The organism is Pseudomonas pseudonitroreducens (assembly GCF_021603645.1).
Classification (GTDB): domain Bacteria; phylum Pseudomonadota; class Gammaproteobacteria; order Pseudomonadales; family Pseudomonadaceae; genus Pseudomonas; species Pseudomonas pseudonitroreducens.
Genome location: NZ_BQHJ01000004.1, coordinates 454,760 through 468,968 on the forward strand (window position 1 = coordinate 454,760; position 14,209 = coordinate 468,968).

Genomic DNA, 14,209 nt, shown 5'->3' on the forward strand with positions numbered 1-14,209 from the left:
GTTGGAATTGCGTGACAGGGTGGTGACTGTCCGGTGAACAGGTGATGGCAGTGTGCTTTCGGTCCTGTATCACTCGGCGGCATGAGCACTATCGATCCCGACAAGTGGTCAGGCGGGGAGTGCGTCGATAGAGTCACCGTCAAAGTCATGTCCGCGGCGTTGCATCCTTGGCGCCTGCGCGACCCGAATCGGAGTGCTTATGAAGTCCCTGTCAGATGTTGCTTTCTCCATGCTCGACCTGGTGCCCGTACGTGACCAGGGCACCGCTGCCGAGGCGTTGAACAACGCCGTCGAGGTTGCCCGGCACGTCGAGCGCCTGGGCTTTTCCCGCTACTGGCTGGCGGAGCACCACAACATGGACGGTATCGCCAGCTCGGCCACCGCCGTGTTGATCGGCCATATTGCCGGCAAGACCGAGCGCATTCGCGTCGGCTCCGGCGGGGTGATGCTGCCCAACCATCCGCCGCTGGTGGTGGCGGAAAACTTTGGCACTCTGGAAACGCTGTATCCGGGTCGTATCGACCTCGGCCTTGGCCGGGCGCCCGGTGCCGATCAGGCGACCATGCGTGCGCTGCGCCGTGACCGCCTAGGCGACGGCGCGGACTTCCCCGAGCAGGTTGCCGAGCTGGAAATGCTCCTCGGCCCGCGCCGTTCGCAGCAATCGCTGCTGGCCATTCCGGGGGAGGGCACCAACGTGCCGATCTGGCTGCTCGGCTCCAGCCTGTTCAGCGCACATCTGGCGGCGCAAAAGGGCTTGCCCTACGCCTTCGCCTCGCACTTCGCACCGCGCTATCTGCACGACGCGCTGCGCATCTACCGCGAGAACTTCCAGCCCTCGGCAGTGCTCGACAAGCCGTACGCCATGATCGGCGTACCGCTGGTGGCGGCCCCGACCGACGAGGAAGCCGAATACCTGGCGACCACCGCGTTCCAGCGCGTGCTGTCGCTGATCCGTGGCGACAGCCTGAAGCAGAAACCGCCGGTCAAGAGCATGGCCGGCCTGTGGCTGCCCCATGAGCAGGAGGCGGTGGGCAACTTCTTCGGCCTGGCGGTGATCGGTGGCCCGGAGAAGGTGCGCAGCCGCCTGGAAATCCTGCTGGAGCAGACTGGTGTGGACGAGATCATCTTCACCAGCGATATCTACGACCACGAGCTGCGCCTGCGTTCGCTGGAGATCGTCGCCGGCCTGCGCTGATCGCTCCCTCGAGCGGATAGGTTCTGTAGGAGCGAGCTTGCTCGCGAACAACCCTCTCAGCGGGGGCCGGTTCGCGAGCAAGCTCGCTCCTACAGGTGCATGCCAGATTGTGGCCGGTGGGGTAGGAGCGGACTTCGTCCGCGATCGCGTCACCATCGTTCCAATCGACCAGGGAGCGGGGAAAGACATCGCGGACAGAGTCCGCTCCTACAGCGGCGGCGTGGGCTTCAGGCCTGCCCGTCGTCCTGCTTCTTCAGCAGGTCGGCCAGCCCGGCCAGTCCCTTGTGGGTGACCTTCGGCCCCTTGTTCCCGGCGTCGTTGCCGTTCTGGTAATGCAGGTCCACCTGCCGCTGGTGCTCGTTGTCGTGGCAATAGAGGCACAGCAGCTCCCAGTTGGAGCCGTCTTCGGGATTGTTGTCGTGGTTGTGGTCGCGGTGGTGGACGGTCAGTTCGCGCAGGCGCACGCCGCTGAACTCGCGGCCGCAGCGACCGCAGATCCAGGGGTACATCTTCAGGGCCTTTTCGCGGTAGCTGGTTTCGCGGCGGCGTTGGGCTTCGGCGAGGACGGCGTCGACTTTACTGGTGGGCTGGTTCATGGCTCGTTGAGGCAGGAAGGAAACGGACCTCCAGCATAGGTCCGTGCCCGCGCGCTGGCTACGGCCGGGGCGTATCCGGGCGCGACCAGATCCACAGATTGCCAACCGCCATACCGAGGATCACGGCGTACAGCCAGATGCCGTGGGGCAGGGTGATCAGCATGATCGCCAGGGCGGCGAGCATCGCCAGGCTGGCACTGATCTTGGCGCGGCGGGCAACGGCGCGGCCATTGCGCCAGTTGTGCAGGATCGGGCCGAACAGCCGGTGGTTCTCCAGCCAGGCGGACAACCGCGGCGAACTCTTCGAGGCAGCCCACGCAGCCAACAGCACGAACTCGGTGGTCGGTAGCCCCGGCACCACCAGCCCCACCATGCCGACGCCGAGGCTGGTGTAGGCGAGCAACGCGAAGGCGAGCCGCGCCAGGCGCGAGCGTGCCGGGCCGAACGGCGTGGCGCGCGCTCCGGCGACGGGCGCGCGCTCGATGGCCTCAGACGGCGGCGGGTGCACTGTCGTAGCTGTGCTGCAGCAGATGGGCGAAGCGTTCGAAGGCGGCGATGGCACCGGCTTCGGCTTCACGCTCTTCGGCTTCGCTGAGCTCCAGGGCGTCGAGGGTGCGGGTGAAGCGTTTCCAGCCTTCGGCGCGACCACCCTCGGGTTCGCCCAGGTGGCGCGCGCCGGTGTTTTCGTCCAGACCCATGGCGGCGACGCGCTTGATCAGAAACGCAGCGCCCAGCTTGGAACCTTCGGAGACGAACAGCCAGCCCAGAGCGTGGGCCAGACTCGGCTTGTCGACGGCGCCGGCAACCGGAGCGGGGACTTCGGTGTCCAGGTCGGCCAGGTCCAGGCGGGCCTGTTCCGCGCGGCAGCGCTGCGGCAGGTCGGGGAAGATCTTGCCCAGTTCAGCATCCTGGTACAGGGCTTGAAGCTCGGACTGGAACAGGTACTGGGCGACCACGAAGCGGGCAAAGCGTTCGCGGCTGGAGAAGGGCTCGCGGGCCTTCACGGCGTGGTCGAGACGCTCGTGGGGGGCGTGGGTCAGCGCATTCAGGCGCTGCGAGCGCAGGGCGGGGAGTTCCAGGGTGGTCATGTCCAATTCCTTGAAATTACAGGTCTTTACAGACGAGACGAACGAGTTCGGGGAAAGCGTAAAGATTGTCGGGTGTTCAATGGGGGATGCCGGAGCGAGGCTGGTTCGCGAGCAAGCTCGCTCCTACAGGGCCTGGTGTTGCTTGCAGGAGCGAGCTTGCTCGCGAACAGAGCTGGCACGAGGTTCACCAGGAATCCCGTGCCAATCTGTGCATCAGATATCCCACACCAGGTTGATCGCGAAGTTACGCCCCGGCTGAGTCAGGCGGTCGAGGTTGGCCGGAGCCAGTACCGCTGCTTCGCCGACGCCGTCGTAGCCGCGCACGTCATCCCACAGCCAGTACTTCTTGTCGGTGAGGTTGTACAGGCCGGCGTTCAGCGTCAGGTCGTCGGTCAGCTTGTAGTAACCGGTCAGGTCGAGGATGCCGAAGCCCGGGGTCTTGAACTGGCTGCTGGTGCCGTCGGGGGCGTTGAACTGGGTGTCGTCCACGCGGTTCTTGCGCTTGACCAGCGTCCAGTCGAGCAGGGCGCCATAGCGGCCGGCCTGTTCGTCGTAGCTCAGGCCGAACACGCCGGTGAGCGGGTTGACACTGTTGATCGGTTCGCCGGTGTCCTTGTTGCGGCCGTAGGCGTAAGCCACCGAGCCCTTGGTGTAGAGGCCCTGCGGCGCACCGAAGGCGCCCAGTTCCAGGCGGCCTTTCAGCTCCACGCCCTTGATGATGGCGTGCTTGATGTTGTTGCTGGTGAAGGTCGGCTCGTCGTAGCCGGGGGTGATGGCATCTTCGTTGATGAAGTCGCGGTACTTGTTATAGAAGACCGCCACGTCGAACGAGCCTTCCTCGAAGTTGCCGCGCAGACCGGTCTCGTAGCTCTGGCTGCGTTCGGGGTCCAGGTCCGGGTTCGGCTCCACACGGTAGCCCGCGCCGGGGTTGTCGAAGCGGCCGTAGAGCGCCTTCGCGGTCGGGGTGCGGAAGCCCTGGGCGTATTGCCCGTACCACAGGTAGTTGTCGTTGAACGCGTAGGTCACGCCGAGCTTGGGCGAGAGCTGGTGCCAGCTCTTGTCTTCGCTGCTGACGTCGCCTTCGCCGCTCTGGTCGACGGTCTTGAGGAACTCGTCGGTGACGTGGGGCTTCAGGCGGGTGTGGTCATAGCGCAGGCCGGGCAGGAAGGTCCAGTCGTTCCAGCGGATCTCGTCCTGGGCAAAGAGCGCATAGGTGTCGATGGTCGGGTCGGGAAAGTCGCTGCTGCGGGCCAGGGTATCGGTGGCGCTGGGCGCACCGATGGCGGTGCAGCCGCGGCCGACGGCGAGGCAGGTGCCGGTGCCTTCGCGGTAGCCGGTGACCTTCTGGCGCTTGAGGGTGGTGCCGTAGGTCAGCAGGTGGTCGGTGTCGCCCAGGGCGAAGGCCTTGTCCATCTGCAGGTCGAACACCCACTGGCGTTCCTTGTACAGGGTATCGCGGGTCCGCAGCACCTTGCGGGTCATCGGGTAGTAGAACTCATCGGTGCTCTGGTCGGTCTTCGCCACCTGGTAGTTGAAGGTCCACTTCAGGTGATCGGCTACCGCGCTGTCCAGCAGCATCTGGTGTTCCAGGCCGTAGCGCTCGCGGGTGATGGTGTCGTTGCCGGTACGCCACTGGTACATGCCGCCGGGCAGCACGCTGGGCGGCAGCGCCGGGCCGCCATTGTTGTAGGGGCCGCCATAGGCGCTCTTCTGGTCGGTGTCGACGTCGTCCTTGTACTTCTCGTAGACCAGGCCGAAGCGGCTGCCTTCGGCGTAGTTCCAGCCCAGCTTGGCCAGCACGTTGGTGGTGCGCACGTCTTCCGGGTTGGCCTCGGTGCGCGACAGGCCGGTGCCGCCGGTGCTGCCGTAGGACTCGGTCTCGTGGCCGTTGCGCTGGCTCAGGTGCAGCAGGCCGTCGAAGGTGTCGAGGCGGCCGGCGACGGTGGCGGAGGTCAGCCAGCTGTCATCGGCGGAGCTGTAGCCGGTCTTCAGGCGCGCGCCGACGTCCTGGCCATCCTTGATGATGTCGTCCGGGTCGAGGGTGAAGTAGCTCACCGCGCCGCCGATGGCGTTGCTGCCGTACAGGGCCGAGGCCGGACCGCGCAGCACTTCGACGCGCTTGACGATTTCCGGGTCGACGTAGTTGCGTTCGGTCTGCGCGTAGGGGCCGTTGAAGAAGCTGTTGGGAATCTCGACGCCATCGATCTGCGTCAGCACGCGGTCGCCGTCGATGCCGCGGATGTTGTAGCCGGTGATGCCGGCACGGTTGCCGGTGCCGCCGACAGAGACGCCGGGCATGTCGCGCACCAGCTCCTTGATGGTGTTGACGTTCTTGCGGTCCAGCTCGTCGCGGCCCACCACGTTCACCGTGGACGGTACCGAGGTGACGCTCTGCGCCTGGCGGGTGGCGGTGACGGTCAGCGGTTGCATCTCGGACACCGAGGACAGGTTGCGTTCGAGGATCACATTGCGCGGGCCGAGCTGGCGCACGGTGAGGCCGGTGCCGCCGAGCAGGGTCTTCAGCGCGCGCTCCGCCGGCAGGCGGCCGCTGACGCCCGGGGACTCCACGCCATCCGCCAGGTCGCCGGCCACGCCTACCTGCCAGCCGGTCACCGCGCTGAATGCGTTGAGTGCCTGGGGCAACGGTTGGCGGCCGATGTCGAAGCTGTAGCCAGCCTGGGTCTGGCTGGCTTCGGCGGCGAGGGCGGAGGTGGCCGGCAGGTTGGCGAGGCCGATGGACAGGGCAAGCAGCGAGATGCTGGCCGGCGCGGACAGCCGGCGCAGAGGGGCACGCGAAGAAGCAATGGTCATCGAAGGGCTCTCTTAGTCAGTCTTTGTTCGCATTCGTAAATGCGAATCTATTGCATTGGCTTCTGACTAAACGAACGAGCCTTTCGAATCGCGTAAAAATACTTTCCGTTCAGGAGCGGTGATCAGTTGAGGATCAGCAGTTTCGGGTATTCGTGCAGTTCGGCGGAGGTGATCTGCGCCAGCGAACGGGCCACGCCCAGGGGGTCGTCCAGGCGCCAGTTGCCGGTGACGCTGACATTCTCCAGGCGCTCGTTGGTATTCACGATCCAGCCCGGATAGTAACGGCGCAATTCGGCCAGCACCTGGCTGAGCGGGCAGTTCTCGAACACCATGCGGCCCTTCACCCAGGCCAGCTGGGATTCGGCCTCGGCGCCGTGCTGGCGCTCACCGAAGCCCTGCGGGCCGACGCGAATGCTGTCGCCGGCGCCGAGGCTGACGCGGGCGTCGTCCAGGCGGGTGCGCAGGTCCACTTCGCCGCGCTGCACGCTGACTTCCGCCTCGTTGCCCAGGTAACGCACGGCGAACGCCGTGCCGCGCACCGTGACCTGTACCGGCCCGGCTTCCACCTCGAAGGGGCGGCTGCGGTCGTGGGCAACGTCGAAGAAGGCTTCGCCGCGGTACAGACGGGCGACACGCTGCTGGTCATCGACTCGGCTGGAGAGCGCGGTGTCGGTGTTCAGCAACACGTTGGAACCATCGGCCAACTGGACTTTCTGGCGTTCGCCGACGGCGGTGAGGTGGTCTGCGCGCAGGCGCGTGAGCAGGTCGCCCTGGACCACCACGCCGATCGCCAGAACCAGCGCGGCTGCCGTGGCGACAGGTTTCCAGAAGCGGCGCTGGCGAGGCAGCGGACGGACCTTTGCCTGCATCAGCTTGTGCTCCAGGCGCGCCGCGGCGACCGGCAGCAACGGCGACTGCCAGGCATCGCGCACGCGCTGGTAGGCCTGCGCGTTGCCTGCGCTGGCGGCCAGCCAGGCATCGAAGCGCGCGCGGGTAGCGGCGTCCATGTCGTCCTCGAGGATCAGCCAGTCGAGGGCTTCGGCCATCTGCTGATCGTCGGGCGGCGCGGAGTTGGGCAAGGGGCGATCCTCGGGGCTGTCCTGGGGCGGTGAGCCGCGCATTGTTGTCGAATCGGCCGGCGAACGGTAGTCCGTCATACCGTTTCCTCGAGACGGCTGACCAGTCCGATGCAGATCGCCATGATCAGTTTCAGTTCCTTCTGCACCGTGCTGGGCGAGACGCCGAGCTGCTCGGCGATCTCCGCGTAGCCGCAGCCGTGCAGGCGACTGAGGATGAAAATGCGCTGCTGGCGCTCGCTGAGCTGCGCGAGGGTTGCGCCCAGGCGTTCCAGCAGCTTCTCCGCGTGCAACTGGTCCTCGGCGCTGGAGCCCGGCGCCGGTACGGCCTGCACCACGTCGAAAGGCACATCCTCGAGCATGGTCCGCGACTGCATGCGCAAGTGACGCAGGTGGTCCAGGGCGAGGTTGCGGCCGGTCTGGAAGAGGAAGGGTTCCAGGTGATCGATGCGGCGTTCGAGCAGGGTGCGGGCGACGCGCAGGTAGGTTTCCTGCACCAGGTCTTCGGCGATGCTCGGGTTCTTCACCATCCGTACGAGCGTGCGCAGCAAAGGCAGGCGCTGGGCCAGGAAGACCGCGTCGAGGTTGGAAGTGCTCACAAGGGCGTCCAGCAGGAATAATTTTCAAATGATAATCAATGTTATTCAGCGGGAGCGAATGGCACAAGCCCATCCTTGGTTCCGCAGGCGTGCAGGCAAACGAAAAAAGGGCGAGGCGCGGGGCGCCTCGCCCATTCCCTCAGCCGGCTGGTGAGGGGGAAGCGGGACTCAGGAGCGTACGGGGCGTGCGTTCAGGCGCGGTTCGCCGCTTGCGGGTGTCGCCTGGCCGGATGTTTCCGGGCGGCTGTTCCAGTGCGGAATGAGGATGCCGGCGGCGATCAGCGCGGTGACCGTGAAGCCGATGAACACGCTGTAGGTGTCGAAGTAACCCGGCAGCAGGCCGCCGAGGATTGCGCCGATGGAACCGCAACCGTTGACGAAGCCCGCCGCGGTGCCGGCCGCTTCACCAGTGCCGAAGTCCACGGCGGCCGCGCCGCTGATCATCGAATCCGGTCCGTACAGGGTCAGGCCCATCATGAACAGCAGGCCCAGCACCAGCAGGCTGCTGCCGGTCTGCATGGCCGGGACGAACAGCGCCAGGCACACCGTGAGACCGAGCAGGCTGATCACGCAGGCCGGCATGCGCCGTGCGCCGAAGATGCGGTCCGAGGCATAGCCGATCAGGATCGGCCCGAGCAGCCCGGCGACTTCGAAGGCCGACGGCAGGATCGCCGCGCCGACCTTGCCCAGCCCGGGCATGCGTTCGTAGACGATCACCGGGCCCCACAGCAGGATCGCGTAGCGCGCCGGCTTGAGCAGGAAATAGGCAAGGCCCAGGGTCAGCACGGTGCGGTTGCGCAGCACCTTGCCGAGGATGCGCAGCGACTTGCCGTTCTCGCCCTCGTGCTTGAAGCCGGCGTAGTTCACCGCTTCGGGTTGCTGCACATCGGCTTCCACCGGCGGCAGGCCGACATCTTGCGGGCGGTTGCGTTGCAGCAGCAGGAACAGGATGGCGACCGCACCGACCACGGCGGCGGTGGAGTAGAACGCCGCATGCCAGGTGCCGAACACCTCATAGGCCCACCAGCCGGCGAAGGGCGAGGCGACCAGCCCACCAAAGGCGTAGCAGGTACTCCACAGCCCGAGCACGCGGCCGCGCTCATGGGTCGCGAAGAAGCTGCCGATGTTCTTGCACAGCCCCGACCAGCCGGTGGACTGCGCCAGGCCTTGCACCACCATGCACGTGGCGAAGATCGGCAGGGTGGCGAAGCTGCCCATCACCAGCGCGGCGGCGGCGGAGATGAGCAGGCCGCCGAACACCACCACGCGGGGGCCGTAGCGGTCGGCGAAGACGCCCCAGGTGAACTGGCCCACCGCATAGGCGGCGAGGTAGATGGCGTCGAGGTTGGCCATCGCGATCTTGTCGAGATGGAAGCTGGGGTCTTCGGCGATGCCAAGCTTGGCCACCGAGAAGGCCTTGCGGGTGAAGTAGAAGGCCGCGTAGGCCAGCCAGGTGATGGCGAAGATCTGCCATCTCCAGCGTGCCAGGGAGGAACGCGGCGAAGCGGTGCCGTGAGGGTTGAGCATGATCTGACCTCTTTGTTGTTGTGCTGTGCCGGCAGTCAGTGGGTAACGCCTGTTTTTTGTTGTTGTTCTGGGAGCACGTCGCACCGTCTTCGCGGTGCGGGTCAGAAGCGCTGCAGCTGTTCTGTACCGCCGCGGGAGTGCCGCGGCAGTGGAGGGATGGAAACAATTTCGAATAAATAACTGAAATCGATTTATCAGATTTCAAAAATAAGCTGGGCTTGTATGACAAGGCGCCATGACGCTAGTGTTTTGCGCGAATGACCTTGTAGTCGCTTTCCGTCCGATAGCGCGAAGGTGGTCAGAACCATCTGCCAGAGGCTCGCCCATGTCCGTTTCCCACGCTCAGCTCAAGGCCTTCCATGCCGTCGCCGTGCACGGCAGCTTCACCCGCGCCGCCGAGCGACTGTTCCTCACCCAGCCGGCGGTGTCCGACCAGGTGCGCAAGCTGGAGGAGCGTTACGGCGTGCTGTTGTTCCACCGCAACAAGCGCTCGGTGCGCCTGACCGAGCTGGGCGAGCGCCTGCTGGCCGTGACCCAGCGCCTGTTCGTGATCGAGGCCGAGGCACAGGAGCTGCTGCAGGAATCCAGCGCGCTGCAGACTGGCAGCCTGACCCTGGCGGTGGACGCCCCGGTGCACGTGCTGCCGCAGATCGCACGCTTCTGCCAGCGCCATCCGGGCATCCGCGTGAAGCTGGAGACGGGTAACACCGACGAGTCCCTGCAGCGCCTGTTCGACTATCAGGCCGATCTCGCGCTGCTGGGACGCGAGGTGCAGGACGAACGCCTGCTGACCTTCACCCTGCGCAGTGATCCCATCGTCGCCTTCGTTGGCCGCAGCCACCCCTGGGCCGGGCGCCAGTCCATCGAACTGGCCGACCTCGACAACGCACCGCTGGTGCTGCGTGAGCAAGGTTCGGTGACCCGGCAGATGCTCGAAGCGGAAATGGCCCGGGCTGGCCTGCGCATCCGCCCGGCCATCGAGGTGGAAGGCCGCGAGGCGTCGCTGGAGGCGGTGGCGGTGGGCATTGGCGTGGGCGTGGTTTCGGCCGCCGAACTGGGGGCGGATGCGCGCGTGCTTGCGCTGCCGATCCTCGACTGCCACTGGCGCATGAGCGAGACCCTGGTGTGCCTGCGTGAGCAGAGCAGCCGGAGGATCGTGGCGACCTTTCTCGATCTGGTGAAGGAAGATCTGCCGGCGGAGTAGGGCATGGCTGTCGGTGATTCGCGAGCAAGCTCGCTCCTACAGATTGGGCATACGCCGAAGTTTCCCTTGTAGGGGCGAGCTTGCTCGCGAACCGCATCCCTCAGGACCTGAGGTCAGGCTTCCGCCAACTCCAGAAACGCACTCACCACTCGCAACCCCCGGCGCCGTTCCAGGCAGCCAATGGCATGACGGTTCAACAGCCCGTCGCCGCTTAGCGGGATCGCCTTCACTCGCGGGTCCGGGCTGACTTCCAGCGACGACACGATGCCGATTCCCAGCTCCGCCGCTACCGCTTCAGTCACTGCCTCGCGGCTGTCCAGTTCCAGCAGCACGCGCGGCTCCACCGAGGACGCCGAACAGGCCGCATCGAAGGTTCGCCGGGTGATGGAGTCGGGTTCGCGCAGCACCATGATCTGCTGGTCCAACTCGCCCAGCGGCAGCTCGCCGGTGTGTTCGCTCCAGGCATGGCTGGCCGGCACCAGGGCGCAGATGCGCGACTCCACCAGCTCGCGCAGGAACAGCCCGGTACGCGGCTCCACCTCGGTCAGCACGGCGATATCGACGTGTTCGTCCATCAGCGCGGCGAGGGTCTCCTGCGCGTTGCCCAGGCGCAGGTTGACGGTGATGCCGGGATAGCGCGCGCGCAGCCGGGCGAGCATCGGCATCACCAGGTGCGGGCCGTCGGCGGCCACTTCGATACGCCCGGTCACCAGTTCGCGGCTGGCGTCGAGCATGGCCTCGGCTTCCTCCTCCAGGGCGAACAGCGTGCGGCTGATGGCCGACAGGCGCACGCCTTCCTCGGTGAGCTCCACGCCTCGCGCGGTGCGGCGGAACAGATTGACCTGGTAGTGCTCCTCCAGCGCCTTCACATGCCCGGTCACTGCCGGCTGGCTGATGAACAGCCGCTCGGCGGCGCGGGTGAAACTGCGTTCGCGGGCGACGGCGTCGAAGGCGCGGAGCTGGAAAAGATTCATCAGGTATATGTCCGGCTTATGCAGTGCATCGTGATAAACAATTTGAACGATATCTGCCCGGCCGGCAAGTTATGCCCAGGCCGCAGCGAACCCGCCCGGCCCAACCGAATTCAGCCCTGACGACGTTCCCACGAAAGAGGAATCGAGCATGAGCACTGCCGAGCGAGCCCCCATCCTGCTGACTCCCGGTCCGCTGACCACGTCCCCCCGCACCCGTCGCGCCATGATGGTCGACTGGGGGTCGTGGGACCGCGACTTCAACGACCTGACCGCCGATGTGTGCAAGCGCCTGCTGGCGATCATCCACGGCGAGCAGACCCACACCTGCGTGCCCCTGCAGGGCAGCGGCACCTTCTCCGTCGAGGCCGCGGTGGGTACCCTGGTGCCGCGTGACGGCAAGGTGCTGGTGCTGATCAACGGCGCCTACGGCAAGCGCCTGGCGAAGATCTGCCAGGTGATCGGCCGTGAGTTCAGCACCTTCGAAACCGAAGAAGACGTACCGACCACCGCCGCCGACGTCGATCGCCTGCTCACTGAAGACCCCAGCGTTACCCACGTTGCGCTGATCCATTGCGAGACCAGCACCGGTATCCTCAACCCGCTGCAGGACATCGCCAAGGTCATCGAGTCCCACGGCAAGCGCCTGATCATCGATGCCATGAGCTCCTTCGGCGCGCTGGATATCGATGCCCGCCAGATTCCCTTCGACGCGCTGATCGCCGCTTCCGGCAAGTGCCTGGAAGGCGTGCCGGGCATGGGCTTCGTCTTCGCCCGCAGCACTGCCCTGAACGCCAGCGCCGGCAACTGCCACTCGCTGTCCATGGACCTGCAGGACCAGCATGCCTACATGGCCAAGACCGGCCAGTGGCGCTTCACCCCGCCGACCCACGTGGTGGCCGCGCTGCACGAAGCGCTGAGCCAGTACGAAGAGGAGGGCGGCCTCGCGGCCCGTCATCAGCGTTACGCAAACAATTGCCAGACTCTGCTGGCGGAGATGGCCGAACTCGGTTTCCGCAGCTTCCTGCCTGCGGAAATCCAGGCGCCGATCATCGTCACCTTCCATGCCCCGAGTGACGCTCGCTACAACTTCACCGAGTTCTACAACCGGGTGCGCGAGAAGGGCTTCATCCTCTACCCGGGCAAGCTGACCCAGGTGGAAACCTTCCGCGTCGGTTGCATAGGCCAGGTCGACGCCAGCGGCATGCGCGCCGCCGTCGCGGCCATCGCCGAGACGCTGAAGGAAATGGAAGTCTTCGAAATCTGACGCCCGCCCGAATTCCCACAGGATTGAATACCATGAACTATGAACAACCCAAGCAACTGCAAGCCGTCGTCCTCGACTGGGCCGGCACCGTGGTCGATTTCGGCTCCTTCGCGCCGACCCAGATTTTCGTCGAAGCCTTCGCCGAGTTCGGCGTCCAGGTCAGCCTGGAAGAAGCCCGCGGCCCCATGGGCATGGGCAAGTGGGACCACATCCGCACCCTGTGCGACATCCCGGCCATCGCCGAGCGCTACAAGTCCAAGTTCGGCCGTGTGCCGAGCGACGATGACGTCACCGCCATCTACGAACGCTTCATGCCGCTGCAGATCGAGAAGATCGCCGAGCATTCGGCGTTGATCCCCGGCGCGCTGGAAGCCATTGCCACCCTGCGCAAGGGTGGGCTGAAGATCGGCTCCTGCTCCGGCTACCCGGCGGTGGTGATGGAAAAGGTCGTCGCCCTGGCCAAGACCAACGGCTACGTCGCCGACCACGTGGTCGCCACCGACGAAGTGCCCAACGGCCGCCCGCACCCGGCACAGGCGCTGGCCAACGTGATCGCCCTGGGCATCAACGATGTCGCCGCCTGCGTGAAGGTCGACGACACCTGGCCGGGCATCCTCGAAGGCCGCAGCGCCGGCATGTGGACCGTGGCGCTGACCTGCTCGGGCAACGCCCTGGGCCTGACCTACGAGCAGTACAAGGCGCTGCCGGCGGAAAAGCTGGAGCAGGAACGCCGCCGCATCGGCCAGATGTTCGAGGGCTCGCGGCCGCACTACCTGATCGACACCATCGCCGAACTGCCGGCGGTGATCGCCGATATCAATGCGCGGTTGGCGCGGGGTGAGATGCCTCAAAGCAGCTGACGCTTGGTTTGAGCGAGGAAGGCCCGCTTGTTGCGGGCCTTTTTTTGGAGTTGGGTGTTTCTGCGCCGCATTTGCGTGTTCGGATGTATTGGGTTTCGCCCCCTCGGGCGAGTCACTTCTTTCAAACGCCAAAGAAGTAACCAAGAAGGCTTGCCCCGGACATCCGGTTTTTCGCTTAGGCGAAAAAATCCCTCGTTGCAACGAAGTTTCAGGGGCACGCTGCGAAGGGCCGTCCCTGGCCCATCGCAGCTCTCGCGACATCCATGTCGCTCAACCCCTGAAACTCCGCTCTAACGAGGCCTCCTGAACGGGGCATTCGGCATGCTCGGACATTTCGCTGGAAGTCTTCAAAGCCAAAACCAAAGCCACGGTCTGTAAGCGCGCGGCGGATTTGGCATCGCTTGGCGAGGTATTTGGCATGGCGACCTCACCTCTGCTCCCGTCTATTTTCTCGGCGGATTTGGCACTAGAGCCTTACAGATACTGAGAGAGCCATACAGGCTCACCCGGTCGAGCATCGCTCTTCGGGAAACTCGACGATTCTGGCCATTCGCGCAGGGCCTCTCGATAGACCAAAAGCTCACGGTACTGGGTAGGGCTCAGCGTGGTGCTGGTGGCGTCGAGTTCCAGCTCGTCGCGGTGGCGTGCTATCAGCGGATCGGTTTCGACCAGGACGTAATCCCGCCAGGTGCGTTCAGTTTCGGCGAGTCGGTCAGCTGACGGGGCGGGCGGATCAACCAGGACCGGCTTGCCGTTCTTCACCGCTAGTACCTTGCCCAGGCTCGGCGCATTGACCAACTGCTCGTACTGGCTCGCGCTCAGCTCGATCAGCTCGGCGGCCGGCGGCAACTGGCAGTCAGGGTTCTGCACCTCGATCAGGGGCGCTTCGGCTGGCTCGGCGTCGGGCTCCGGCTTCCAGTCAGGGTCGGGCACCAGCAAGGTGCGCGGACCGTGGGTGGCGGTGGAGTAGAACGCCAGGGACGTGGCGTGCAGGAACATGATGGTCTGCATGGTG

13 protein-coding genes are annotated in these 14,209 nt (G+C 65.6%); 4 read left to right on the plus strand and 9 right to left on the minus strand.

What is annotated here, in order from left to right:
• Positions 1–199 precede the first annotated feature (199 nt).
• Complete coding sequence (locus L6D89_RS12605) at positions 200–1,195, plus strand: LLM class flavin-dependent oxidoreductase (RefSeq protein ID WP_236199908.1); 996 nt, start codon at positions 200–202, stop codon at positions 1,193–1,195.
• A gap of 227 nt (positions 1,196–1,422) precedes the next feature.
• On the opposite strand, the gene L6D89_RS12610 is transcribed toward L6D89_RS12605, so the two are convergent.
• The 7 genes from L6D89_RS12610 to L6D89_RS12640 form a co-directional block, all read right to left on the minus strand.
• Positions 1,423–1,791, minus strand: a complete 369-nt coding sequence (locus L6D89_RS12610) for a YajD family HNH nuclease (RefSeq protein ID WP_236199909.1) — start codon at positions 1,789–1,791, stop codon at positions 1,423–1,425.
• 58 nt (positions 1,792–1,849) lie between these two features.
• Entirely contained in the window at positions 1,850–2,275 is a 426-nt protein-coding gene (locus L6D89_RS12615; protein WP_236200007.1) for a YbaN family protein, read from the minus strand.
• 4 nt (positions 2,276–2,279) lie between these two features.
• Positions 2,280–2,879: a biliverdin-producing heme oxygenase gene (locus L6D89_RS12620; RefSeq protein ID WP_236175398.1), complete on the minus strand. Its 600-nt coding sequence runs from the start codon at positions 2,877–2,879 to the stop codon at positions 2,280–2,282.
• A gap of 213 nt (positions 2,880–3,092) precedes the next feature.
• On the minus strand, positions 3,093–5,690 hold the full coding sequence (locus L6D89_RS12625) for a TonB-dependent receptor (RefSeq protein ID WP_236199910.1): 2,598 nt from the start codon (positions 5,688–5,690) through the stop codon (positions 3,093–3,095).
• Positions 5,691–5,812: 122 nt separating this feature from the next.
• Positions 5,813–6,736 carry a FecR family protein gene (locus L6D89_RS12630; protein WP_236200008.1) on the minus strand — a complete coding sequence of 308 codons (924 nt, stop codon included), beginning with the start codon at positions 6,734–6,736 and terminating at the stop codon, positions 5,813–5,815.
• Between the two features lie 107 nt (positions 6,737–6,843).
• The gene (locus L6D89_RS12635) at positions 6,844–7,365 is read right to left on the minus strand and encodes an RNA polymerase sigma factor (RefSeq protein ID WP_236175400.1); all 522 of its coding nucleotides are present in this window, start codon (positions 7,363–7,365) and stop codon (positions 6,844–6,846) included.
• A 168-nt stretch (positions 7,366–7,533) separates the two neighbouring features.
• Positions 7,534–8,892 carry an MFS transporter gene (locus L6D89_RS12640; RefSeq protein ID WP_236199911.1) on the minus strand — a complete coding sequence of 453 codons (1,359 nt, stop codon included), beginning with the start codon at positions 8,890–8,892 and terminating at the stop codon, positions 7,534–7,536.
• 325 nt (positions 8,893–9,217) lie between these two features.
• Here L6D89_RS12640 and L6D89_RS12645 point away from each other — a divergent pair, with 325 nt between their 5' ends.
• Positions 9,218–10,096 carry a LysR substrate-binding domain-containing protein gene (locus tag L6D89_RS12645; protein WP_236199912.1) on the plus strand — a complete coding sequence of 293 codons (879 nt, stop codon included), beginning with the start codon at positions 9,218–9,220 and terminating at the stop codon, positions 10,094–10,096.
• A 113-nt stretch (positions 10,097–10,209) separates the two neighbouring features.
• Here L6D89_RS12645 and L6D89_RS12650 read toward each other — a convergent pair whose 3' ends face one another.
• Positions 10,210–11,070 carry a LysR substrate-binding domain-containing protein gene (locus L6D89_RS12650; RefSeq protein ID WP_236199913.1) on the minus strand — a complete coding sequence of 287 codons (861 nt, stop codon included), beginning with the start codon at positions 11,068–11,070 and terminating at the stop codon, positions 10,210–10,212.
• Between the two features lie 148 nt (positions 11,071–11,218).
• Here L6D89_RS12650 and L6D89_RS12655 point away from each other — a divergent pair, with 148 nt between their 5' ends.
• Together L6D89_RS12655 and phnX are read left to right on the plus strand one after the other, a co-directional pair.
• The gene (locus tag L6D89_RS12655) at positions 11,219–12,334 is read left to right on the plus strand and encodes a 2-aminoethylphosphonate--pyruvate transaminase (protein WP_236175404.1); all 1,116 of its coding nucleotides are present in this window, start codon (positions 11,219–11,221) and stop codon (positions 12,332–12,334) included.
• A gap of 32 nt (positions 12,335–12,366) precedes the next feature.
• A complete protein-coding gene (phnX, locus tag L6D89_RS12660; protein ID WP_236199914.1) occupies positions 12,367–13,194 on the plus strand; it encodes a phosphonoacetaldehyde hydrolase in 828 nt (275 codons plus the stop codon).
• A 474-nt stretch (positions 13,195–13,668) separates the two neighbouring features.
• On the opposite strand, the gene L6D89_RS12665 is transcribed toward phnX, so the two are convergent.
• On the minus strand, positions 13,669–14,205 hold the full coding sequence (locus L6D89_RS12665) for a tail fiber assembly protein (RefSeq protein ID WP_003117262.1): 537 nt from the start codon (positions 14,203–14,205) through the stop codon (positions 13,669–13,671).
• Positions 14,206–14,209 lie beyond the last annotated feature (4 nt).